At 67.1% G+C, this 22,826-nt stretch carries 19 protein-coding genes; 9 read left to right on the top strand and 10 right to left on the bottom strand.

What is annotated here, in order from left to right; all coding sequences use genetic code 11:
* Nucleotides 1-4: 4 nt before the first annotated feature.
* From ACK4SE_RS11985 to pseB, 4 genes are all read left to right on the top strand, one after another.
* Nucleotides 5-934, top strand: coding sequence for an NAD-dependent epimerase/dehydratase family protein (locus tag ACK4SE_RS11985; RefSeq protein ID WP_409692932.1), 930 nt, complete (start codon nt 5-7; stop codon nt 932-934).
* The gene (pseI, locus tag ACK4SE_RS11980) at nt 934-1,989 is read left to right on the top strand and encodes a pseudaminic acid synthase (RefSeq protein WP_409692929.1); all 1,056 of its coding nucleotides are present in this window, start codon (nt 934-936) and stop codon (nt 1,987-1,989) included. Before ACK4SE_RS11985 ends, pseI begins: the two co-directional genes overlap by 1 nt.
* Before the next feature lie 110 nt (nt 1,990-2,099).
* Nucleotides 2,100-5,165: a hypothetical protein gene (locus ACK4SE_RS11975; protein WP_409692925.1), complete on the top strand. Its 3,066-nt coding sequence runs from the start codon at nt 2,100-2,102 to the stop codon at nt 5,163-5,165.
* 41 nt (nt 5,166-5,206) lie between these two features.
* Nucleotides 5,207-6,217, top strand: coding sequence for a UDP-N-acetylglucosamine 4,6-dehydratase (inverting) (pseB, locus tag ACK4SE_RS11970; protein WP_409692923.1), 1,011 nt, complete (start codon nt 5,207-5,209; stop codon nt 6,215-6,217).
* 61 nt (nt 6,218-6,278) lie between these two features.
* On the opposite strand, the gene ACK4SE_RS11965 is transcribed toward pseB, so the two are convergent.
* Entirely contained in the window at nt 6,279-7,307 is a 1,029-nt protein-coding gene (locus ACK4SE_RS11965) for a hypothetical protein (RefSeq protein ID WP_409692920.1), read from the bottom strand.
* 230 nt (nt 7,308-7,537) lie between these two features.
* On the opposite strand from ACK4SE_RS11965, the gene ACK4SE_RS11960 reads away from it, so the two are divergent.
* From ACK4SE_RS11960 to ACK4SE_RS11940, 5 genes are read left to right on the top strand one after another with little or no spacing between them, the layout of a single operon-like run.
* On the top strand, nt 7,538-7,750 hold the full coding sequence (locus ACK4SE_RS11960) for a hypothetical protein (RefSeq protein ID WP_409692917.1): 213 nt from the start codon (nt 7,538-7,540) through the stop codon (nt 7,748-7,750).
* A gap of 53 nt (nt 7,751-7,803) precedes the next feature.
* Nucleotides 7,804-8,631: an ABC transporter permease gene (locus ACK4SE_RS11955; protein WP_409692915.1), complete on the top strand. Its 828-nt coding sequence runs from the start codon at nt 7,804-7,806 to the stop codon at nt 8,629-8,631.
* Nucleotides 8,632-8,640: 9 nt separating this feature from the next.
* Nucleotides 8,641-9,309, top strand: a complete 669-nt coding sequence (locus ACK4SE_RS11950; RefSeq protein WP_409692912.1) for an ABC transporter ATP-binding protein — start codon at nt 8,641-8,643, stop codon at nt 9,307-9,309.
* Nucleotides 9,306-10,442, top strand: coding sequence for a hypothetical protein (locus ACK4SE_RS11945; protein ID WP_409692909.1), 1,137 nt, complete (start codon nt 9,306-9,308; stop codon nt 10,440-10,442). The genes ACK4SE_RS11950 and ACK4SE_RS11945 overlap by 4 nt, the downstream gene beginning before the upstream one ends.
* Nucleotides 10,439-12,085, top strand: a complete 1,647-nt coding sequence (locus ACK4SE_RS11940) for an SLBB domain-containing protein (RefSeq protein ID WP_409692906.1) — start codon at nt 10,439-10,441, stop codon at nt 12,083-12,085. Before ACK4SE_RS11945 ends, ACK4SE_RS11940 begins: the two co-directional genes overlap by 4 nt.
* A 30-nt stretch (nt 12,086-12,115) precedes the next feature.
* On the opposite strand, the gene ACK4SE_RS11935 is transcribed toward ACK4SE_RS11940, so the two are convergent.
* From ACK4SE_RS11935 to ACK4SE_RS11895, 9 genes are all read right to left on the bottom strand, one after another.
* On the bottom strand, nt 12,116-12,889 hold the full coding sequence (locus tag ACK4SE_RS11935; RefSeq protein WP_409692904.1) for a hypothetical protein: 774 nt from the start codon (nt 12,887-12,889) through the stop codon (nt 12,116-12,118).
* Nucleotides 12,886-13,539 (bottom strand): hypothetical protein, encoded by a 654-nt coding sequence (locus tag ACK4SE_RS11930; protein ID WP_409692901.1) that lies wholly within the window; start codon nt 13,537-13,539, stop codon nt 12,886-12,888. Before ACK4SE_RS11930 ends, ACK4SE_RS11935 begins: the two co-directional genes overlap by 4 nt.
* Nucleotides 13,536-15,257 carry a hypothetical protein gene (locus tag ACK4SE_RS11925; protein ID WP_409692898.1) on the bottom strand — a complete coding sequence of 574 codons (1,722 nt, stop codon included), beginning with the start codon at nt 15,255-15,257 and terminating at the stop codon, nt 13,536-13,538. The genes ACK4SE_RS11930 and ACK4SE_RS11925 overlap by 4 nt, the downstream gene beginning before the upstream one ends.
* 108 nt (nt 15,258-15,365) lie before the next feature.
* A complete protein-coding gene (locus ACK4SE_RS11920) occupies nt 15,366-17,225 on the bottom strand; it encodes a glycosyltransferase (RefSeq protein WP_409692896.1) in 1,860 nt (619 codons plus the stop codon).
* Nucleotides 17,226-17,807: 582 nt separating this feature from the next.
* Entirely contained in the window at nt 17,808-18,467 is a 660-nt protein-coding gene (locus ACK4SE_RS11915; protein ID WP_409692893.1) for a cytidylyltransferase domain-containing protein, read from the bottom strand.
* A complete protein-coding gene (locus ACK4SE_RS11910; RefSeq protein WP_409692891.1) occupies nt 18,464-19,531 on the bottom strand; it encodes a nucleotidyltransferase family protein in 1,068 nt (355 codons plus the stop codon). The genes ACK4SE_RS11915 and ACK4SE_RS11910 overlap by 4 nt, the downstream gene beginning before the upstream one ends.
* Nucleotides 19,528-20,670, bottom strand: a complete 1,143-nt coding sequence (neuC, locus tag ACK4SE_RS11905) for a UDP-N-acetylglucosamine 2-epimerase (protein WP_409692888.1) — start codon at nt 20,668-20,670, stop codon at nt 19,528-19,530. The genes ACK4SE_RS11910 and neuC overlap by 4 nt, the downstream gene beginning before the upstream one ends.
* A complete protein-coding gene (locus ACK4SE_RS11900; RefSeq protein WP_409692885.1) occupies nt 20,667-21,725 on the bottom strand; it encodes an N-acetylneuraminate synthase family protein in 1,059 nt (352 codons plus the stop codon). Before ACK4SE_RS11900 ends, neuC begins: the two co-directional genes overlap by 4 nt.
* A complete protein-coding gene (locus ACK4SE_RS11895) occupies nt 21,722-22,720 on the bottom strand; it encodes an SDR family NAD(P)-dependent oxidoreductase (RefSeq protein WP_409692882.1) in 999 nt (332 codons plus the stop codon). The genes ACK4SE_RS11900 and ACK4SE_RS11895 overlap by 4 nt, the downstream gene beginning before the upstream one ends.
* Between the last annotated feature and the right edge of the window lie 106 nt (nt 22,721-22,826).

Below are 22,826 nucleotides of genomic sequence, written 5' to 3'. Positions count from 1 at the left end.
ACGCATGAGGGTCGCCGTCACCGGCGCGTCGGGCTTCATCGGCCGGTACCTGTTGCCGGCGCTGGTCGGCGAGGGCCACGAGGTCGTGGCCCTGGGCCGTGACGCCGACGGCCTTCGTCCGCTGCAGGGCGACGGGGTTGACGTGCGGGCGACGGATTACGGCGCCGGGGACCTGGCCGAGGCGCTGAAGGGTGCGGAGGCGGTCGTGCATCTGGCCGGTCGGCGCAGTCAACGTGAGGACGATCCCCTCAGCTTCCGGCCCTTCGCGGAAACGAACCTCGATCTGCTTGAGACCCTGTTCTTCGCCGCGCGGGACGCGGGCGCGGCGAGCTTTGTGCAGGCCTCGAGCATCGCGGTCTATTCCGGCGCCAATGCGGTTCCCTACACCGAGGCGCAGACGCCGGTTCCGCTAAACCCGTACGGGCTCTCGAAGTTGACATCGGAACACCTGCTGACCCTGTGGGGCGGCAAGACGGGCGTCCGTACCACCTCTCTGCGGCTGGCGGCGTCGTATGGCTATGGCGAACGGATTTCGGCGGTGCTGATGAGGTTCGCCGACGCCGCATGGCGTGGTCAGCCCCTGATAATCCGGGGAAATGGACGGATCGGGATTGATCAAATATACGTGAGAGATGTGGTCCGGGCGTTCGTCGCCGCGCTGGCGCCTGATGCGCCGGGCGGGGTCTTCAACGTCGGGGCCGGTCGCGTCTTCACCCTGCTGGAGATGGCGGAGGCCGTGAACCTCGCGTTCGGCAATGACGGCAATCTGAGGATCGAGGATCCCCAGGACGGGCCAGTCCCGGCGCCGCATATGAGTATCGAGGCCGCGCGTCCTGGCCTGGGGTGGGAGCCCCGGTGGCCCCTGGCGCGCGCCCTGAGTGATTTTTGCGAGACGTGGCGCGCGGCTGAGACGCGCCCGAACGGGAATGCCTGATGAGCCGTCTGAAACAGCTGCTGAACCCCAACGCCGCGGACGACGGCTCGCCCTTCGTGATCGCCGAGATGTCGGGCAACCACAACGGCTCGCTGGACCACGCCCTGGCCATCGTGGACGCCGCCGCCCGGGCCGGGGCCGATGCGGTCAAGCTGCAGACCTACACCGCCGACACCATGACGCTGGACATCGCCGAGGGCGAGTTCGTCATCAATGATCCCAAGTCCCTGTGGAAGGGGCGCAATTTGTACGACCTGTACCGCGAGGCGCACACGCCCTGGGACTGGCACGCCCCGATCATGGCGCGGGCGAAGGAGAAGGGCATCCTGTGCTTCTCGTCGCCTTTCGACGAGACGGCTGTGGACCTGCTCGAGAGCCTGGGCGCGCCCTGCTATAAGATCGCCTCGTTCGAGTGCATCGACCTGCCGCTGATCCGGCGGGTGGCGGCGACGAAGAAGCCGATGATCATCTCCACCGGAATGGCCACCATCGCCGAGATCGCCGAGGCGGTGGAGACCGCACGCGAGGGCGGGGCGCCCCACGTGGTGGTGCTGAAGTGCACCAGCAACTATCCGGCGCCGCCGGAGCATTCGAACCTGCTGACGATCCCGCACATGGCGCAGCTGTTCGGCTGCGAGGTCGGCCTGTCGGACCACACCATGGGCATCGGGGTGCCCGTCGCCGCCTGCGCGCTGGGGGCCACGGTGATCGAGAAGCACATGACCCTGGACCGCGAGGACGGCGGGGTGGATTCGGCGTTCTCCGCCGAGCCGGCCGAGATGGCCGCCCTGGTGACCGAGGCCACGCGGGCGCGCCAGGCGCTGGGCGTCATCCGCTATGGACCCACCGAGGTGGAGCGCAATGCGCGGCGTCGACGCCGGTCCCTGTACATCGCGACGGATCTGGAGGCGGGTGACGAACTGACGCCGCAGAACCTGCGCCGCGTGCGGCCCGGCTACGGGCTGGAGCCAAAACACTATGATGTGCTGCTGGGCCGGCGGGTGTCGAGGGCGGTCAAGGCGGGCACGCCCATGAACTGGGATCTTCTTGGATGAAGGCCCGCACGCCAAGGAAAGGTCGGCCCGCTCCGGCGTCCCCATGGGCGCTGTATCGCCGGCTCGCGCTCAGGGCGGTGGGGCCCCTTAACCGACGGGGTCTTGGCCGTGTGTCGCTTTCGCTGCTCAAGCCGCTTGAAGCGCACGGCCATGCCAATGTGGATGTGATCGAGGCTCTGTTCCGGACCTACGGCAAGCTCGGCATGGTCAATGAGGTCGCTGAGTCCAGGGCCAAAATTCTCAGGGGACGCGCTACTCGCGCCGCCAAGGCCAGGGGGATGGATCGACCGATCCAGAACCTGCTTCGCGCGCTCGCCGGACTTGAGGAGATGCAAATGGCCGCCCCTCTCGCGGCGACCATGCGGCTGACGGAGCTGATGGCCCACGAGGACGGGCAGGCCGCGCTTCTGGAGGCTTCGGAGATCGTCTTCGCGGAGCATCCGGACACGATCCTGATGATCTATGTGCGCGCCGTGGCCCTGGCCAGGGCGGATCGCATTGATGAGGCGGCGGCGCTGGTCCAGACCGCCACGGCCGGGGTGACCGCCCGTCGGACCGGGACGCTGGCGCAGGAGCGCGCGAGGCGGGCCATGCTGACGCACCTGGCCAACGTCTGGCGGGTGGTGGATGCGATCGCTCGCGACAAGATGGCCTGGGCCGTCGGCGGAAGCGAGGGCGACGCCGCTGACGCGCCGGACGGCACGGACGGCAAGGCGGAAAAGGAGGGCGAAAGCGACAGCGATGACGAGGGGGGGGTCGATGCGCCGATCGAGCAGGAAGCCCTGCTGCAGGGACGGCGGCAGAACCGGTATCTCGCGGCTTGCCGGCGGAGGTTTCAGACCGCTCCTGACACCCGCGAAAAGCTGGTCGCCATACGCGACATGCTGCGGCAGGGGCTGCGTCGCATGCCCGCCTACCACGAGGCCTACGCCACGGCGCGAAAGGCCTATCTGGCGGTTCGGGAGGAGTGGACACCGATGCTGGTCGGGGAGGGAGACGTGGACCCCGACCGGATCGGTGAGGACGGGGGCCTCAGGACCGTCCGTCTTCTGATCCAGGTCCTGCAATTGGCGCGGGAACTGGACATGGCTCCGGACCAGGCGCTGGTGGAGGCCAGCCTGCTTCGCTACGGCGCTGTCCCGGAGGCCCGGACGGTGGCCTGGACCATCGCGGCCGTGCTGATGGACGGCGATCCCGACCAGCACCTCGCGGCCACGACCCTGATCGTGGAAGCCGCCGGCGCACCGCAAAGGCCGCACGAGGTTCGCGACCTCTTCGCGTGGGCGGCGCGGGCGCGTCGCCATGATCTGGCGCAGGCCTATTTCGAGACGGCGCCGGAGCCCATGCGGCGGTCTTATGCCGCCATCCACTACGCCAAGATTCTCCAGCGCGAAGGGCAGTTCAATCGCGCCCTGCAACTCCTCCGCAATGTCGCCGGGACAGTTCTGGGCACGCCCAAGGCTTTCTGCCCCTTCCGGCACTGGGGGCTGATGCGCCGGATCGCGGAGCTGGAGTTCCTGACGGAGTCCGCCAAATGGTTCCGGACGGTCCCCCAACCGCAGCAGCCGGAGGGGGTTGTGATGCTTGCGCCCCGCAATGCGGGCCAGCTGACGAAATATCCGATGGCGGTTTTGCTGGAGCTCAAGAAGCAGGGCTGGGCTGTAATCCCCCTGGTGGAGGGCGTGCTGCCGGCCGAGCCCACCGGCGACCCGCGGATCGATCAGTTCATCGGCTGCATGCTGCAGGACCTGCGCCTGGACCCGGCCCGGTCAGAGGCCTTTAAGCCCATCAGAGGATTCTCCCCGCGCATCGACAAGGGCGAGCTCACCTGGGGAGACATCGATCTGTCCCAGCCGCTGTGGGAGGAGGGCGCGATCAATCGGCGTCGCTACAACGTCGATTTCACGTGCCCCAGCCTGCAGAAATTCCTCGGCCGCCTCGTCGAGTGGACCCGTCTCTACGGCACCGTCCTGCATAATGCGGACAAGACACTGGGCCGCATGAAGATGAGGGCCGGGACGATGGTGCCGCTTCAGGCCAGACTGCCGGACGCCGTCGTGCGCTTCTATTGCGAGCAGAAGGGCGATCCGGACATGTTCTTCTGCCTGCATGCGTCGAACGGCTATGAGAACTATTTCGCCAACTTCTCCCGGTCGTTCTCGACCAAGTGCGGAATGCGAAACGTCACGGCGAACCCGGAGCTGAGAACGGCCAGCTTCCCCATACCTGCCGAATTCCGCGCCTGGTACGACAGTCGCAAGCTGGGGGGCCCTGGCATGCTGGATCGGGTGCGCGACACCACGCGCGTGAGGCGTTCGACCCGCACGACGGCCGAGCCGCCGGCCGACGCGATCGCCTGCATCGAGCGTGTGCACGCATGGAAAGCGCAGGGCGGCAAGGTCGCCTGCGCCTTCGGCAAGGTGGTCTGCGACATGGCCGCACCGACCGACGGCGGCCCGGCCCACAAGAACCTCAAGGACTGGCTGAACCACACCATTGAGTCCGTACGGGACTCCAATACCCTGCTCCTGATCAAGCCGCATCCGCATGAGTTGCGGAACGAGATCGCCACCTTCCTGACCGAGTACATGACCGATCTGATCGAGGTCGATCTGCCCGACAATGTCATCATCACCGGGCAGGACTGGTTCGATATCGCCGAGCTGGAAGAGCTCATTGATCTGGGCCTGCTCTACAACGGCACCACGGCAGTCGAGCTTGGTCTGATGAATATTCCCGCAGTGCTGTGCGCCGATTTCGCCGCGACGGATTACCCCATCGGTCACGTGGCGCCGACCAGTCGGAGGCACTATCGACAACTGGTGCGGTTTGAGGTCGAGGCCAAGGTGGCCCCCGACCTGGCCCAAAGGGCGGCGGCCTGGATCCACTACATGAGCGGAGACGAGGTCACGATCCCTTATCGCTATCATGCGCGGCCTCTGACCAACAAGGTGACGACGCCTCCCCGCTGGTTCGAGGAGGACATCACCGCCTATCTCCGCCGGGGCGACCCCAATGTGGAGCGGCTCGCTCGACGTATCATCGACCCGCCCACGACGCCCTCACGGGCTGCGAAGCCGCGACGGCGCGCCGCCGCCAAGACGGCGTCGCCGCCTGCCCGGGCGCGCACCCGAACGGTCCCGGCCCGACGCAAGGCCATCCCTCTCGCTGAATGATCGTTTGATCAGGCTGAAACCGAAGTAATCGAAAGACGTCCATGTTCGACAACAAGTCCATCCTGATCACCGGCGGCTCCGGTTCGTTCGGCAAGATGTATGTCCGCACCATCCTGGAGCGGTACAAGCCCCGGCGCCTGATCGTGTACTCGCGAGACGAGCTGAAGCAGTTCGAGATGGGTCAGGCCTTCAACGACCCCAGCATGCGTTATTTCCTGGGCGATGTCCGGGACCGTGATCGGCTGATCCAGGCCATGCGTGACGTAGACTTCGTTATCCATGCGGCAGCCATGAAGCAGGTGCCGGCGGCGGAGTACAATCCGACGGAATGCATCCGCACCAATATCCACGGCGCGGAGAACGTCATTCACGCCGCCTTGGCCAACAACGTGGAACAGGTCATGGCCCTGTCCACCGACAAGGCCGCCAACCCGATCAACCTCTACGGCGCCACCAAGCTGGCGTCGGACAAGTTGTTCGTTGCAGCGAACAACATGGCGGGAAGCCACAGGACCAGCTTCGGCGTGGTTCGCTACGGCAATGTGGTTGGTTCGCGCGGGTCGGTGGTGCCGTTCTTCGAAAAGCTGATGAACGAGGGCGCCACCTCCCTGCCCATCACAGATCCACGCATGACGCGGTTCTGGATTTCGCTGCAGCAAGGCGTGGACTTCGTGCTGAAGAATTTCCAGCGCATGCACGGCGGCGAAATCTTCGTGCCCAAGATTCCGTCGGTGCGGGTGGTGGACCTGGCCACGGCCATGGCGCCGAATCTGGAGCAGCACGTCATCGGCATTCGGCCCGGCGAGAAGCTGCACGAGATCATGTGCCCGGCAGACGACAGCCATCTGACTTTCGAGTTCGACGACCACTATGTCCTGTCGCCCACTATCCGTTTCCACCGGGGAAATCTGGACTACGCGTTCAACCGGCTGGGCGAGCAGGGCAAGCCGGTCGAGCAGGGCTTCGAATACAATTCGGGATCGAACGACGTCTTCCTCAGCCCGGCCGAAATCGTCGAGTTCAACCGGGGGGCACTGGCGCGGGGGGCCTGAAGTCTTCAACCCGACGCCCGTCCTGAACCCGACCGGCGGGTCCGCTGCGGTGTTCGGGGCCTCAGGCGTCAGGCTTGATGAATTCGATGTGGTAGAGCGATGACGGGTTGAGGATGTTGCCGATGGCGGCGAAGTCGTGCTCGCGTCGGACGACACGGATCTTCTTGTTTCTGTAGGCCTGACTGATGATGCTGGTCAGGTTGATGTTGTAGTCCAGCCGCCAGGACCACCACGCCGCGTTCTCGAGCTGACGCCGGGCGCTGAACACGTCCTGGGCGACCAGTTTGCCGAGGTCCTCGAAGAAGCTGTCGTCCTTCCGCTTGCGGCGCGTGATCAGGATGGGGTCGCGTTGCCAGCCGGTGGGCTCGATGTGAACGAGTGTCACCTTCGCCTCGAGCTTGTACAGCATCTCGTAGAGCCTGGGATCGATCAGATCGACCTGCTCGATGGAGTGCCGCGTGAAGACAAGCACGTGGCCCGTGGCGTCCTTAAGGAAGGAAAGGTCCGGCTTGCGATAGTCGAAGCTGTGGGCGTGGTAATCGATGACCCCGTCATGCACCGCCAGGCGCTTCGCCGCCTCCTGCCCCTCGTCGGTGTATTCAGCGCCGTGATAGGCGATGGTTCTGGAGCGGGTCCGGCCCAGGCCCACATACATCTGGAAAAGATTGACGGACCAGCCGCTGCCCAGTTCCACGATCGCCGTGGTGTCCGGCTTCACGCAGCCCAGAAGATAGCGAATGGGGCTGATGGTGGACGTGGAATACCGTCCGGCGATGACGTCTGGATAGTGGAAACTGTCGTCATAGGACCGATCGATTGCGCCCAGGATCGCCGTGCCGAGCGGCTGAACAAGCTCGCGAGTGCGGTAGAAATGGTTGGGGTCCTTGCGGCCGATGTCCAGCTCGCGCAGGTCCGCCAGGAACGTCGCCAACTGGTCGTCGGGGCGTCTGGTGACGAACTGATCGATCCTGTCGGCGATCTTTTGCCATGCCGTACCCTGGCTCTTTTTTGTTCTTCCCCTGGGGGCTGCCGAGGGCGCGGGCGTTGGCTTGACCTGGGGCTCCGGCGCCGTGTCGAGTGCTTCAGTCAAGATCGTCTCCAGGTGCGGTGAGGCGGGGATCGGGCCGCGCCGATCGACGTCGATCAGAGGCACGGCCGCGTATCTGGCAAGGTCGCCAAGCCGTGTGAAAGCTGTATTTTAGTCCTTTGTCGCCCGTCAAGGATGGGCGACGCCCAGACCCGCCGCCTGCCCTAATTCGCCTCGCGTTGATGGGGTTTACCTTGTATGCCGAACTGTGTGGCAATCCCCAGGAGGGTTTCATGTCGCGTTTCGTCGAAATGACTCACGAAAATGGCACCAAGCTTTCCGTCAATGTGGATTTGGTCGTCTCCTTCTCCCCCCTTGGCGGGGATGATCTGCGGGGCACCGTCATCAGTTTCGGCTACAGCGCGGGGGAGAAGAACATGACGCGCAATGTGCGGGTCATTGACGCCTACGACGCGGTGACGTCGAAGTTCGCCAGCGCTCGCTGAGTTCGCATGAGCCGGCACGTGCAACCTGATCTGAATACGGTGAGCGACGCCGAATGGTGCTGACCGACCGATTCCGGGATGACCTCAGGCAGACGCAGGACGCCGCGCTGTCCAGCTTGCGGACCATTCACGCGCTGTTTCTCCGGGATTCCCGCACGCGTTATGGCCGTCGGTCGGCGGGCTACGTCTGGGCGCTGATCTCGCCCATGATCCTGCTCGTGGTCATGATGGCGGTGTTCACCGCGATCGCACGTCCCGCGGGAGCCGGCGAAAGCCTGGTTGTCTTCTTCCTGTCAGCGATCCTGCCCATCTATCTGTTCCGCGGCTCCATCACACGTGGTGGCAACGCCATCCGGGGAAATCGGGTGTTGATGCAGTACCCGCAGGTGAACGCCTTCGAAGTCATTACATCACGCCTGCTGCTGGAGGCCTTGACCTATTTCATCGTGCTGATCCTGTTCGCCCTGATCATGTACGCCTTCTTCGGTCTACCACTGCTCGCCTGGATTGATCGTCCCCTGCCCATGCTGCAGGCGGGCGGAGCCTTGTTTCTGCTCTGCTATGGCGCGTGTTTCCTCAGTTCCCAGATCGGCCGCGCATTCGATCCATGGAACGAACTGACGGGCCCCATGGGGCGTATCATTCTGCTGACCTCCGGGCTCTGGTTCACCATGGGCAGCCTTCCGCCGGAGTTCCTGAATTTCGTGCAGTACAATCCGCTCGCTCACGTCATCGAGTGGATCCGCGACGCCTCTATCAGCGACTTTCAAAGCGATCTCTACAATCCATGGTATCCGCTGACCCTCGGTGTGATCTTTCTCTTTCTCGGCCTGTTCATTGACTGGCTGTACCGCATCAGCGGCTATGACCTGCAGCCCTGAGCCCGCCCCATGATCGAACTCATAGACGTCGAGAAATCCTATCGCACCCGCCTCGGCCTACGGCCGGTGATCCGGCCGACGAACCTCGCCTTCTATCGCGGCGCGTCCACCGCCGTGCTCGGCCTCAACGGCGCCGGGAAATCGACCCTGCTCCGCCTGATCTCGGGCGTGGAAAGACCGGACCGCGGAGAGATCCGGCGGTCCGTCACCGTGTCGTCGCCGCTGGGTCTGACAGGGGCTTTCCATGCCACGATGACCGGAGCAGAGAACCTGAAGTTCGTTTGCCGGATTTATCGCAAGGACGTCGACGCAGTCACAGACTTTGTCCGCGATTTCGCCGAGCTCGGGGCCTATTTTCATGAACCCATCGAAAACTATTCGTCCGGCATGAAGTCGCGCCTGGCGTTCGCCCTGAGTCTCGCGGTGGACTTTCAGGTCTATGTGATCGATGAAGGATTGAGCGTGGGCGACGCGGCCTTCCGCAACAAGGCGCAGGAGGCGTTCGCGGAGCGGCGGGCGCGGTCCGATATCATCATGACCTCGCACAGCACGTCGACGATCCGCGAATTCTGTTCCCGGGCGGTGGTTATGGATCAGGGCCAGGCGGTGCCTTTCGAAAGCCTGGATGCGGCGGAGGATTACTATATGGAAATCGTGGCCAGAGGGCGCGCCGCATGACAACCATCGATGTTCCGGCAACCGGCGGTCTGGACAGGGTCCGGCGCCGGCGGATGATCCTGGCCCGCTCGGCCATCGTCCTGATCCTTGGGCCGACGATCCTTTATGCGCTCTACCTGATCCTGCTGGCTCCCGCCCAGTACCAGACGACCACGTCCTTCGCCATTCGCGGGGCCGAGGCGGCGCCCATGGACGCCTTGGGCGCCCTGGGGATTTCGGCGCCGACCTCGAACACGCTCGATGCCCGGATCGTGGAGGAATACATCCGCTCGGACGCCATCGTGGAGGAGCTGCGCGAGCGGTATGGGTTCAACGAGGCTTACTCGCGCTTCTCCCTGGACCCGCTGTCCATTCTGCGGCCCGGCGCCAACCGTGAACAGGCCACCCGCTTCTGGCGGGACCGGGTGCAGGTGCGCCATGACCCGGCGTCCCAGTCCGCTCACGTGCAGGTCAGCGCCTACACGCCCGAGGACTCCCTGCGTCTCAGCCAGGGCGTGCTGACGCTCAGCGAGGAGCTGGTCAATCGCATGTCGGATCGGGCCGTGACCGATCTGAGCGCGGCGGCGGACCGGGAAATCGAGCGCAAGCGGGAAGAGTATGAAGCCGCCCGCGACCGACTGGCGGAATATCAGGGTCAGCGCTTCTCGGGCGTCGATGTGGCCACCCCGGCCCAGCAGGCCATGGCCCTGGTCGGCAGCCTGGACGGTCAACTGGCGCAGAAGCGCACAGAGCTGGCGACCATGAGCCAGACCTATCAGCCGGACGCGCCCCAGTTGACCGGCCTGCGCCGCGAGATCGCCGCCCTGGAAGCGGAGCGCGCCCGCGCCGTGCAGCGCGCCATGTCCACGCCCGGCGAACAGGCTTCGGGCCGTCAGATCGAGGCCCAGGCCGTGCTGATGGACTACGAGTTCGCCCAGCAGGCTTACACGACGGCGCTGCAGGCCGCTGAAAGCGTGCGTCGCCAGTCCATCAACGACCGCAAATACGTGGTTGCCTATGTGCCGCCTCGCGAGCCGGAACAGTCCAACTGGTGGCGGCGTCTGGGCAATGTCTTCGCCGTGCTGATTGGCTCGGCCCTGTTGTGGGGCGTCGGCGCTCTCATCTATTCGATCATTCGGGATCACATGGAATGACCGGTTCTCGCTTGCTGAAGATCGCGGCCCTCGCTTTCGCCCTGACGGCGTCGGCCGGGGCGGCACAGGCCCAGACCGGCGCGGGTGCGCCGACCCAGACCGCCCCGGAGCAGGCCGCGCCGCAGGGGCCCGAAGCGCTCGTCATCCAGGACCGGCAGGGGGTTCGCCCGCCGCCGCTTGGCGCCGACATGTTCGGCGGACAGGCCCCCCAGGCGTCTTCTGACGTGGTGGATCCGGGCTACATTCTGCAGCCGGGCGACGCCGTTCAGGTAACCCTCTGGGGCATGGTCGAGGGCAGTCATGATCTGACCATCGACGCCCAGGGCAACGTGGTCGTTCCCGGCGTCGGGCCCATCCGGCTGGCCGGCGTCGCCGCATCGCAGGCGCCCGCCGTCGTCGAACAAGCCAGTCGCCGGATCTACAATGAAGGCGTTCAGGTCTATGCGACGCCTACGGCGACTGCGTCCACGCGGGTGCTGGTCACCGGTCCGGTTGAGCAGCCGGGGGCCTTCCCGGGGGCTTCCGACGATGCGCTCATCGTCTATCTGCAGCGCGCCGGCGGCATCGACCCGGTGCGCGGCAGCTATCGACGGGTCCGGGTGCTGCGCAACGGCGAGATCATCGCCCGCGCTGACCTTTATGACTTCCTGCGCGAAGGCGTTCTGCCCCGTGTCAGCTTCCGCACCGGCGACGCCATCGTGGTGGAGGAACAGGGCTCCATCGTGTCGGTCAGCGGCGACGTGCGCGCCCCCTTCACCTTCGAACTGGCCGGCCAGACCGGACAGGGCGGCGAACTGATGCAGTTCGCCAGGCCCCAGCCCGGCGCCACCCACGCGGCGGTGTTCGGCGTGCGCGACGGCCAGCCCATCAGCGCCTATATTCCATTGAACCAGTTCTCCGCCTTCACCCTCATGGACGGCGACCGGGTCCAGTTTGAATCCGACACCCGGCCGGCAAACGTCCTGGTCCGGGTGGAGGGCGCACACGGGGGCCCCTCTGTCTTCACCGAGACCCGCGGGACCACGGTGGCCCAGATACTTTCACAGCTGGCGGTCGACGCAGACGCCGACATGGAAGCTATCCACCTGCGCCGACAGAGCGTGCGTCAAGCCCAGCGCCAGACCCTGAACGAAGGACTGGAGCGTCTGGAGCGCACAGTACTGCTGTCGCCCGCGCGCTCGCCTGCCGAGGCTCAATCGCGGGCCGTTTCTCTCGCCTTTGTGACGGAGTACATCGAACGCGCCCGTCAGGTGGAGCCCTTGGGTATCCTCGCCCTGTCCGGTCAGGACCTGAGCCAGGTGCGGCTGGAGACCGGCGACGTGATCGTCATCCCCCGCCGTTCGCAGGTGGTGACCATCGCCGGCGAGGTGAACGCGCCCCAGTCCATCCTAGTCCAGTCCAGCCAACCGGTATCCGGCTATGTGCGCGCCGCAGGCGGCTTCACGCCGCGCGCGGACCGTCGCAATGTGCTGGTGTTCCGTCAGGACGGGCAGTTGCGCGAGGGCGGGCGAGCCTCGCCGGGCGACCGCATTCTCGTCATGTCCAAGCCGGACTCCACCCTGCTGCCCTTCTTGCGCGACCTGACCCAGACCATCTTCCAGATGGCGGGCGTTCTGGTGGCCGTGGACCGGTTCAGCGATTGAACAACGGGGCGGGGTCTGGCCCCGCCCGCCTCAGGTTTTCTGAGGTTTGCCGGTGCGGCGTTGGTCGCCGAAAGCACGCAAGTCGTCCAGCTCCCAGGACTCCCACGGGCGGATCAGATGCAGGTGCAGCTCGGCGGTCAGACGCTCGTCTTCCGAGGCGTGGGGCAGGCGGTCCGCCGCTGCGCTCTGTTCGGTGGAACGGCGCCATGTGCGGCGGCGGTCCAGAATCTCGAATCCGGCGCCCAGCATCAGCGCCGTCCAGGCCGTGGGCGTCATGAAGCCATAGCCCGGCGCCTCTGGCTCGCCGCTTCCGTCTCCACAGCGCACGCGCACCATCAGCTCACCGCCCGGGCGCAGCAGGCCATACAAGTCGGTCAGCCAGGTCTCGAGGCCGTCGAGCGGCAGAAAGCCGTCCAGTTCACGGGCCAGGATCAGGTCCGCCGCGCCCTCATCCAGCCCGCCGACCGCATCAAGTCCAACCCGCAGGTCAAGGCCGGCGGTGTCACGGGGGCGCCAGGCTGGGCCGCCGCCCTCGCCGTCCCACCAGGCGCGACGTTCGACCCCCACGGCGGATCGTATCCCGCCAGTCGCCATCAGGGCGCCGAGCAGACGGCCGTCGCCACACCCCACCTCGACCACGTCCGCGTTCTCCAGAACGGGAGAGAACGGAGCGAAAAGGGCATTCCACAGAGCCACCGCGTCTTCCCACGCGGCCTGGTCTGAAGGGGCGCGCACCTCCGGTTCAGGCAACACGGCCTTTCGTCCGGCTCGAAGCGCCTTTCGCGCGCGATCCAGCAGGTTCATGGCCTGTCTCCCCGTTGGCGGGCAATCACATGCAGACGCCCGGTGGCGAGTTCAACGGAGTCATAGATCTCAAGACGCGCTGCGTGGCGCGCGAACGTTTCAGGCGCAATTTCCTGCGTACCCAGACCCTCAGCCGCCTGAACATCCAGACCCATGGCCTTAAACAGGAGCATCCATGCGGCCGCCGGCAAGAGGGTGCGAGGCTCATCGCCCAGGTCCCCCTGACGGTGCAGATGGGGAAACAGCAGGGTATCGATGCCCCCGCCGGCGTCGGGAGCGCCCAGGGTGTCTATGACCAGCGCCAGCACGCCCTCCGGCGCCAGAAGCGCGACCATGTGGCCCAGGTCGTCACGGACCCCGCCAATGCTGGCCGCACCCAGCCCCCCGGCCGCAAGCACCAGATCAAAGGCGCCCGGCCGGGTCGCCGCCAGTTCGGTCAGAGAGTCTGATGTGGTTTTGAACCGTGCGCGCGGGGGCGCAGGATCAGGATGAACAAGGGTCAGAGCGCCCGGCTCAAGGACGTCCTGGGCCGCTCGGGCGAGGTCGAAACCTCCCGGTCCCAACGCCAGCACGGTTCCCGCATGGATCGGCGCGCCCAGGTTTTTCCAGGTTCGGAGGAGTTTTCTGGCCGGAGACAGCGCCGGGCTCATGCGGGGTCCGCCTTCAGGGCCTGAAGAAAGGCGGCGTCATAGCGCCGAATGGCTGAACGCCGCAGTCTGCGCGGTCCCCGCCTTTGCTCGATCAGGGGCTCGAGGGCTCCGTCCGTCTGCGCCCACCCCCGGAGCGTGTCGGGTGTGAACAGGGATTGTGTGTCCGGGGTCGGCAGACCGGACCGGCCGAGGCCGGCGATCAGGCCGGTCGCCATTTCGACCTTGATTTCATCCCGGTCGACCAGGACCGGATATCCATGCGGGCTGCGGGTCCATCCGGCCTCGGCCCATGCGGGCAGGCGGTCGGTCAGGGCCGTATTCCAGTCCTCGGCCAGAACGCGGGAGCGCACTGTGGATTTGCGCAACAGGCTGAGGGCGTCGACGCGCACGACGATGGGGGCGTTGCCGCCGGCTTCCGCCATGGCCTCAACCAAGGCTGCAGCCGAGTCCGCCGCCATGGCGTCCGTGGCGCTGAGGGCGTGGCGCACCACGCGATCCTGCGCGTGGGCCGGAGTCGACAGCGCCATGGCCGACGGGATGATTGCAAGATCGTCCCAGGCGGCGAAGGGGCGAGTCCGCCACCGCATCCAGGCGGACAGGCCGGCGTCATCGATGCGGTCGCTGAGAACCGCACGGACGCCCAGCCGCCTGGCCTCGGCCAGGGTGTCATCGGTCAGTCCGCCCGCTGCGAAGGCAAGAATGGACGGAGCCTGGCCCATGATCGACGCATAGCGGGTGAAGGCGAGCGCGGTGGCGGTCACGTCATCCATGTCCGCCATGGCCTGGGACAGGCCGCGCCAGGGTTCGGGATTCACCAGCAGGGCCAATCCATGACCCCGCCGTATCAGGGTGTCGCCCAGACGTGCGACGAGATCGTCGCCGAGCGCTTCGCCAGCCAGGACGTCTATGAAGAACAAGCCCTTCAGGCTACTGGCCTCAAGGGCCAGGGCGATACTCTCGACCGCGCCGCTTCCGTCGCCGGCCCACCACTGGCGCGAAGCGACGTCTTGGGGGTCTGCAATCGGCGACAGATCCGGGCGCGCGGTGACATTAACCGCCACCAGAAGCACGGGACCCGTCTCGCGCGTCTCGACGGCGAGTCGCTGGGGCATGCCGGGCGCATGCCGGGCCTGAGCGCCTATGGGCTGCTTGACCTTGTCCTGAGCCACGGGAACAGGCCGCTCCGCGCGAGCGTCGGCCGCGGCGACCATGGCTGCGGTGACAGGAAGGCCCTTGCGGTTTCGCCAGCGGCCGCGAACCCGGGCGAGAATGTCGTACTCGAATGCGCCGTCTCTCAGCTGGCCGGGAGGCAGAAGGAAGCTGGGCCTGCGCCGCACCATATCGATCACCGGACGGTCGGCCCCGGGCGCTCTCACAAGGAAGCGGTACTGGTCCGCACCTGCAGCAGCTTCCCCGATCAACAGATCGTCGGCGGGAGTCTTGTAGTCGTCCCCAAGTCGGGGGATGGGCGTGTAGGCGTAAAGCTGCTCGAAGCGGGATTCCGGGTCGTCGGAAATCCGCGCCATTACCCGAAACGCCAGCTGGTCAGGCACCAGCCGGAATTCGGGCGGCAGGCGGCATTCGGGACGAAAGCCCTCGTAGATGATGCGGCGCTCGCCCGTATCCTGGTTCCGCACAAGCACGCGATACTGCACCTTCGGCCCGGCGGGCTTCCAGCGCAGAGCGGGGCTCGCGGCGCGGCGGCGAATGGTTTTCAAACGGCCGGCTCCTGGGCGGGCTGGCGCTGAAGTCGCTCAGCGCTCGGTACATATGCGCCCCATGCCGATATCGAGGGCTTGATCATGGGTCAATGCGGCGAGACCGCGTCAAGCCGCCTTCAGCGCCCACTGGCCGTAAAGATCATCCAGGCTCGCCGCGGCCCGCGACCAGGTGAAACGCCGCTCCACATCGCGCCGGGCGTTGCGCGCGACCGCCATGGACCGATCAGGGGCCCCCATGACTTCCCCCAGAAGGTCGGTGAGCTCGCTCACGTCGCCCTTGTTGAAAAGGAAACCGTTTTCCCGGTGGATCAGGGTTTCAGAGATGGCCGACACATTGGAGGCCACCACCGGGAGCTCCATGGCCATGGCCTCAAGCGGCTTGAGCGGAGGCACCAGTTCGGTGACCTGCGCCGGCCGCCGGGGGTAAACCGCGACGTTCATCAGGGAGTACCAACGGGGCGCTTCCTTATGGGGCACGCGACCGGGCATGATCAGGTGGTCCAGGACGCCCAGTTGCCGGGCGGCCTCGCGGATCTCGCGGAAGGCCGGTCCGTCGCCCACGAGAAGGGCGCAGACATCCAGGCCGTCACTGCGAAGGTGGGACAGGGCAGTGATCAGATCGACCAGACCTTCATAGCCGGTCATGGAACCCAGGAAGCCGAGCACGCGCCGGTCGTCCAGGCCGATCTCGCTGGCCAAGGCCTGGTCACGCGGGCGGGGGCTGAACACCTGGGGGTCGACACTGTTGGGAACCACGATGATCTTTCGGCCATCGACCCCGCGCGAGATCAACTCGTTCTTGAGGCCGTTGGAAATCGCCACCACTGAGTCGGCTTCCTGCGCCACGCGGGTCTCCTGACGCCGCTGGAATTCGAAACGCTCCGAGCCTTCCCAATGCGGCGTGCGCGCTGCGCTGGTCAGCTCCCACAGCCCGCGGACCTCGTAGACGAAAGGCAGGCCCGCCTTGCGCGCCGCCATGAGGGCTGGGGCGGCGTTCACATGGTTCGACGCCGCCTGGACCACGGCCGGCCGGACCTTGTGGATGTGTTCCAGAAGGGCCTGCCCGGCTTCGTCGCAATATCGATCAAAGGGCGTGGCGTTGGACGGAGGCCCCCCCAGACGGGAGTAGACGACGCCGTCCACATCGTGGGCCCCAAGACGTCCGGTCACATGCTGGGCGTCGTTGCGGTCAGCAGGGTAGCCGGGCCTGGTCACGGCTTCCACGCGCCATCCCTGTCGGCTGATCGCCTTGATCAACGAGTGGGTCCGCGCGGCATAGCCTGTGACGTGGTGCGGGAAGGAACTGGCCGCCACATACAGCAGGGACCGCTCCTTCACCGGCTTGAGCGATCGTCTGGGCGGGACTGTCAGGCCTGACCGCTGGATCCGGGCCAGCCCCTCGATGATGTCCCGGCGCAATCTGGCGTTCGCGGGAATGGCGGCGTGGCTCTTGTCGAGCCGCCGGTACAGCGCCAGCGGCTCGTCGATCATGCCGGCGTTGTAGAGCACGGTGGCCAGCCAGAGAATTCGGTGCGAACTCGGGTCGTGCTCGACCGTCTTGCGCGCCAGAGCGATGCTCTTGTCGAAATCAACCAGCTGCAGCGACATGGACAGGTCGGCGACCACCCGCATCGCCAGCGTCGGGTCCCTGCATTCCGCCAGGGCGGCTTCTACGATCTCATCCGTGCGCATGTCGAAGGCGCGCAGGCTCAGATCCTGAATTCGCGCCGCCGTCTGCGGGTTCAGGTGGGGGTCGCGAGCCGCTGTCCGTCCGCGACGTTCCAGCGACTGCCGACGCAGACGCGCCAGCCCCGCCGGAAGATCGACCAGGCCCCGCCAGGTTTTGGCCCGCACCAGCAGATTGCCGAGTTGAAACGAGATAGTCTCCTTCAGCCGTTCGTTCTCGGCCGACAGGGTCATCACCTTCACGCGAAGCTGGGCCGCTTCGGCCGCAAGCTTCATCATCCGTTCGTCGGAGGCCTCAGCGGATGGGCCAGCCGGAGGCCTTGGTCCCGCCTGAAGTAACCGATTTGTCGGGGTGGATGCCGAACGGTGGATGCTATCGGGCAAACCGTGCCTCGCAGGAAGGTCCCTAATGGATCGTTTCTGTCACACGAGCGCGTGATTGGCCACCGGCATGGCGTCCCGGAGGGGCATTGCGACCAGAGCTGTGCCGCAACGGCCACGCCCTCCACAGCAAAAGCTGCTGTGGTCAGAGAATTCAAAAAGGTTCCTCAGACTAACCTTCAAATTTCATCCTGAATCTTTGAGGGCGTCTCGCGCGAGGGCGCGGCTCTCGACCGGCGGCTTCACCTCGGCGTAAAGGCCTGCTCCCCGCCTGCGCGGCCCGGAGCGGCGATCCCCGGCCGGTTTGTCCCGGCCGGGCCGATCGTCTGCCCCAGACCTGTGGAAGTCCTGGCTCGTTTCCATCACCATGACCGCCCCTTCTTGCCCCGGGTTTGATCGGCGAGACTGTATTGATCCCGAAGTGGGGCGCAAGCATTTATCCCGGTGATGCAAGTCTTCGTCAGGCAGCCAGTCTGGAAATCATGATTTCAGCGTCTTCCCGGCTCGCTCGAGGTCGCCGAGGGTGTCGATGTCCACTGAACGACGCTCATCCATGACGTGGCAGGCTGTGTCCGGCGCGATGAAACCGCCCCCTGACATCAGGTGATCCCATGTCAGGACATAAACCGCGCCGTTGAGGACAAGGGGTTGTCCATACGCGCAAGCACGGGTGAGCACCCCGTTCCGGCAGATCATGAGAAGATCCGCCTTGGGAGCCGGGGCGACACTGACGGCTGTGGAGCCGCCCCTGTTACGGCACAGGGTCAGGGTCTGGTCGATGTCTGCGGCGGTGCGCAGGGGCGAGGTGGGCTGGAGCAGGACGAGGTGGGAGAAGGCGTTGGGCTCATCCTCATCCGCCCAGGCCATGGCGTGACGCACCACGTCCAGCGAGGACGCCTCGTCCGTGGCCAGTTCCGCGGGACGCAGGAAAGGAACCTCGGCGCCGCCCGCGCGGGCGGCCTCGGCTATCGCGGGGTCGTCGGTGGAGACGATCAGGCGGTCGATGCCGCGCGCCTCAAGCCCCGCGTCGATGGCCCGCTGAAGCAGGCTGCGGCCGTGCAGGTCGGCCAGGTTCTTGCCGGGCAGGCGCTTTGAACCGCCGCGCGCGGGGATCAGGCCGAGGACGCGGCTTCGGCTCATGTGGCTGCTGCGGCGGCGAATACCGCCTCATAGTCGCTGCGCGCCAGCTCGAAGTCCGGCGGGCGGCCGATGTCGATCCAGTATTCGTGGATGGGGAAGGCGCCGACCGTGTCGCCCCGGTCCGCCAGAGCGGCCAGCAGGGTGGGCATGTCGTAGTGGCCGCTGTCCGGCACCTGCTTCAGGGCGTCAGGGCCCAGCACATAGATCCCGGCGTTGGCGAACCAGCGGAAGGTGGGCTTTTCGCGGATGGAGACCAGGCGGTGGCCTTCGGTCTCGACCACGCCGAAGGGGGCCTCGAACCGATGCTCCCGCACGCAGACTGTGGCGGCGGCCTCGTGATCGCCGTGGAAGTCCAGAAGCTGGCCGAAATCCAGCCGGGTCAGGACGTCGCCGTTCATGACCAGGAAGGGCTCCTCGATGGGCTCGTCCAGCAGGGCCAGGGCCCCGGCGGTGCCGCGCGGCTCGGTCTCGCGAAGGTAGGAGATTTCGACGTCGAAGGCCGAGCCGTCGCCGAAGTGGCCCTCGATCACCTCGGCCAGATAGTTGACCGCCAGACGGAAGCGCCCGAACCCCTGATCACGGAGGCGCTCGATGATGGTCTCCAGCAGGGGCCGCCCCGAGATGGTCAGCATGGGCTTGGGGGTGTGGCGGGTCAGGGGAGCCAGACGAGCGCCGCGTCCGCCGGCCATGATGACCACCAGATTGTCTCGCCGGCCCGCCTCGCCGTAGTGCTCGGGATACAGGCCCACCACCCGGCCCGCCCGGTCGATCACGGGCGCCTGGGTCGCGCCGCGCACGTCCAGCTCGGCCTGGATTTCGGCGGGGTTCTGGCCCCGGCGCACGGCAACCGGCTCGGCGTTCATGGCCGTCTCGACGCCGGCCTCCATGGGCGTCATGCGCAGCAGGGCCCGGCGCACGTCGCCGTCGGTCAGGGAGCCGCGCAGCCGCCCGTTCTCGTCGATGACCACTACCAGCTGGCCGCGCACGGCGTCCAGCCGCTCTATAGCCTCGCGCAGGGTGGCCTGGTCGGACAGCAGCCAGGGGGCCTGTTCACGACGGGTCATGCTGTGAGCTCCTCACCCTGAAGGGTCTTGCGCCTGAGGCGGTCGTCGATGGGTTCGGCGGCCAGTCGGGTGGCGATGCGCGGGCCTGCGCAGCCGTCGCCGTAGAGATTGGCCATGCCGGTCAGGCTGGATCGGAAGGCGGGGTCAAGCGCGCGGGTCATGGCCCGACGCACGGCGGCGGGATCGGCGGCGGCGTCGATGACGTTGGCGCCCCGGTCGCGACCCTTCTGGCGGTCGCCCACATTGACCACGGGCAGGGCGAAGGCCGCCGCCTCGATAATGCCGCTGGACGAATTGCCCGCCATCACCGCCGCATGGGCGAGGGCCGGGGCGTAGAGAGGGCCGAGGCTGGGGATCAGGTGAATGGGCGCCTGCTCCTCGGCCCAGCTGCGGATGCGCGCCCCCTGTCCCGCCCCGCCGGGGTCGGCGTTGACGCCTGTGAACAGGACCGGGCGGCCAGTTTCCGCCAAGGCCGTCAGCAGGGCCTCAAGCCCCGCCGCGCCGCCGTCGGTGGTCAGGGTCTCCGGGTGCCAGGTGGCGAGGATGAAGTCGCCGGGATCTGCCATGTTCAGGGCGCGGAAGAAGTCGGCGCGCGGCCTGTGCGGCGCCTGCATCAGCAGGTCCAGCCCCGGCGCTCCGGCGAGGGTGATGCGCCAGCCTTCCTCGCCCATGCGGATCAGGCGCGCGGCGGCGGCCCCGGTGGCCGGGAAGTGCAGGTGGGCCAGCTTGGTGATGGCGTGGCGGAAGGCGTCGTCCATGGCGCCGAGGGTCAGTTCTCCGCCGTGCAGGTGGGCGATGACCGTGCCCGCCAGGGAGGCCGCGCCCGCCGCCGCCAGGGTCTCGTAGCGATCGCCGGTCAGCACGACCACGTCCGGTCGCTCGTCCGCCAGCACCCCGGCGAAGGCTGCGGTCAGGGCGCCCATGCGGCGTCCCAGACCGGCAGTATCGTCGCCCTCCATGTGGGCGGGGAGGCGGCAGGTGCGCACGCCGTGGTCCTCGATCAGGCTGTCGGGGCCGAGCGGATCGTCCACCACCATCGCCAGGGTCGAAACCCCGGCCTCGTCCAGCGCGCGGCCCACGACCGCCGCCATGGCGCGGTCGGCGCGGGAGACGGAGACCACGCAGACCGTTCGCGTCATGTCCCTGCGGGCTCCACATCGGCCCAGGTCACGGGCTCGTCGGGCTGCAGCGCGCGCGTCAGGCGATGGCCGATCAGGCGGGGCAGATCGTCGGGCGGGGCGCCGGTGCCGGGACGCTTGCAGCCCAGATGGGCGGCGGTCAGGACGGTTCCGGCGGGCAGGGCGTCCAGCGCCACAACGCTGCGCCGGATGCCCGGGATATTGGCGGCCTCCGACGGGCGGGGGCGCTTGATCCCGTCCCCCAGCATGGCCTCGATCCGGCGCACGGCGCGCACCAGGGCGCCGAAATCGTCGGGCGCCATGGAGGCCGCGTGGTCGGGACCGGGAGCGGCGGTGTCCAGCGTCAGGTGCTTTTCGATCACCCGCGCGCCCAGCGCCGTGGCGGCCACGGCGGCCTCGGCGCCGAGGGAATGGTCCGACAGCCCGACCACGACGCCGAGCTCGTCGGTCAGGGTGGTCAGGGCGCGCAGGTTCATCTCAGCGTCCGGGGCCGGATACTCCGACACGCAGTGCAGCACGCAGACCGGCGGATGGCCCTCGGCGCGCACGGCGGCCAGGGCATGGCGGGCTTCGTTCAGGGTGCTGGCGCCGGTGGACAGGATGACGGGACGGCCCGTCCTGCCGGCGGCGGTCAGGAAGGCGGAATGGTTGACCTCGCTGGAGCCGATCTTGACCACGGCCATGTCCAGATCGCCGGTCAGGTGGGCCAGGGTGTCGAACCCTTCGGGCGTGGACATGAACATCACGCCCGCCGCCTCGCAGGCGGCCTTGAGCCGGGCGGTGTCCTCCAGCCCGATGCGAAGGCGCTCGAGCAGGTCGTAGAAGCTTTCCTGAACCCCGGTGGTGCGCTCCAGATAGTCCACCTTGTGGCTGAACCGCCCGACGATCTCGCCGGGCAGCCAGGTCTGGAACTTGACCGCATCGGCGCCCGCCGCCGCGGCGGCCTCGATCAGGGCGAAGGCCTTGTCCATGTCGCCGTCGTGGTTCACCCCCGCCTCGGCGATGATGAAGACGCGGTCGTCCCAAGGGGCGTTTCCGGGCGCGGCGCGCATCATGTGGCGTAGTCCTGCGGCCGGTACAGATGCAGGTTGTCGCGGATGAAGGCGACTGTGCGCTCAAGCCCGTCCTCCAGCGACACGCGCGGCGCCCAGCCCAGGGCCTCGCGGGCCTTCGAGGCGTCGGCGATCAACCGGTCCACCTCGCTGCCCTCGGGGCGCAGGCGTTGCTGGTCGGTGACGATCTCGATGTCGCGGCCCGCCGCGCGGCCGATCATCAGGGCCAGGTCGCCGATGGACACCTCGCGTCCGCCGCCGAAGTGCAGGGTCCGGCCCTCGATCCCGGGCGTGGCCGCGGCGCGCAGGAAGGCGTCGGCGGTGTCGTCCACGAAGACGAAGTCGCGGGTGGGGCGCGCAGCGCCCAGATTGACGGTGTTCCCGTTGATGGCCTGCACCGCCACCGCCGGGATCACCGCACGGGCGCTCTGGCGCGGGCCGAAGGTGTTGAAGGGGCGCAGGGTCACGGCCGGGACGCCGAACGACAGATGGAAGGACTCCACCAGCTTGTCCGCCGCGATCTTGGATGCCGCATAGGGGGACTGGGCCTGAAGCGGATGCTCCTCGGTCATGGGGGCGAAGCGGGCGGTGCCGTAGACCTCGCTGGTGGAGGTGTTGACCATGCGGGCGACGCCGCAGTCGCGCACCGCCTGAAGCACGTTCAGGGTGCCCAGGGTGTTGACCCGCACATAGCTTTCGGGGGCGGCGTAGGAATAGGGAATGGCGATCAGGGCGCCCAGGTGCAGGACGATCTCGCAGTCCCGGACCGCGTCCATGACCGAGTCCCGGTCAGCCAGATCACCGCGCCGGATGTCGACCTGGTCGCGCACGGGCGACCCGTCCAGCCACTCGGCCGTGCCGGATGAGGTGTAGAGCACGAGGGCGCGCGTTTCCGCCCCGGCCTCGACCAGCCGCTCGCAGACGCGGCTGCCGATGAAGCCGCCGCCGCCGGTGACCAGCACCCGCTTGCCCTTCAGGGAAGCGATGGGATCGACCATGTGAATTACGCCCCGGACCGCGAATCGCCTTGGGTCAGTCTAGCCCGGCGCCTCCCCACACAATTCTTAACAGGCGCCGATGCGCGCGATTTCGCAGGTGCGAAGA

It is taken from the genome of Brevundimonas sp. (assembly GCF_046293315.1).
Taxonomy (GTDB): domain Bacteria; phylum Pseudomonadota; class Alphaproteobacteria; order Caulobacterales; family Caulobacteraceae; genus Brevundimonas.
The sequence above is the reverse complement of the archived record's forward strand: the minus strand, read 5'-3'. Positions and strand labels throughout refer to the sequence as shown.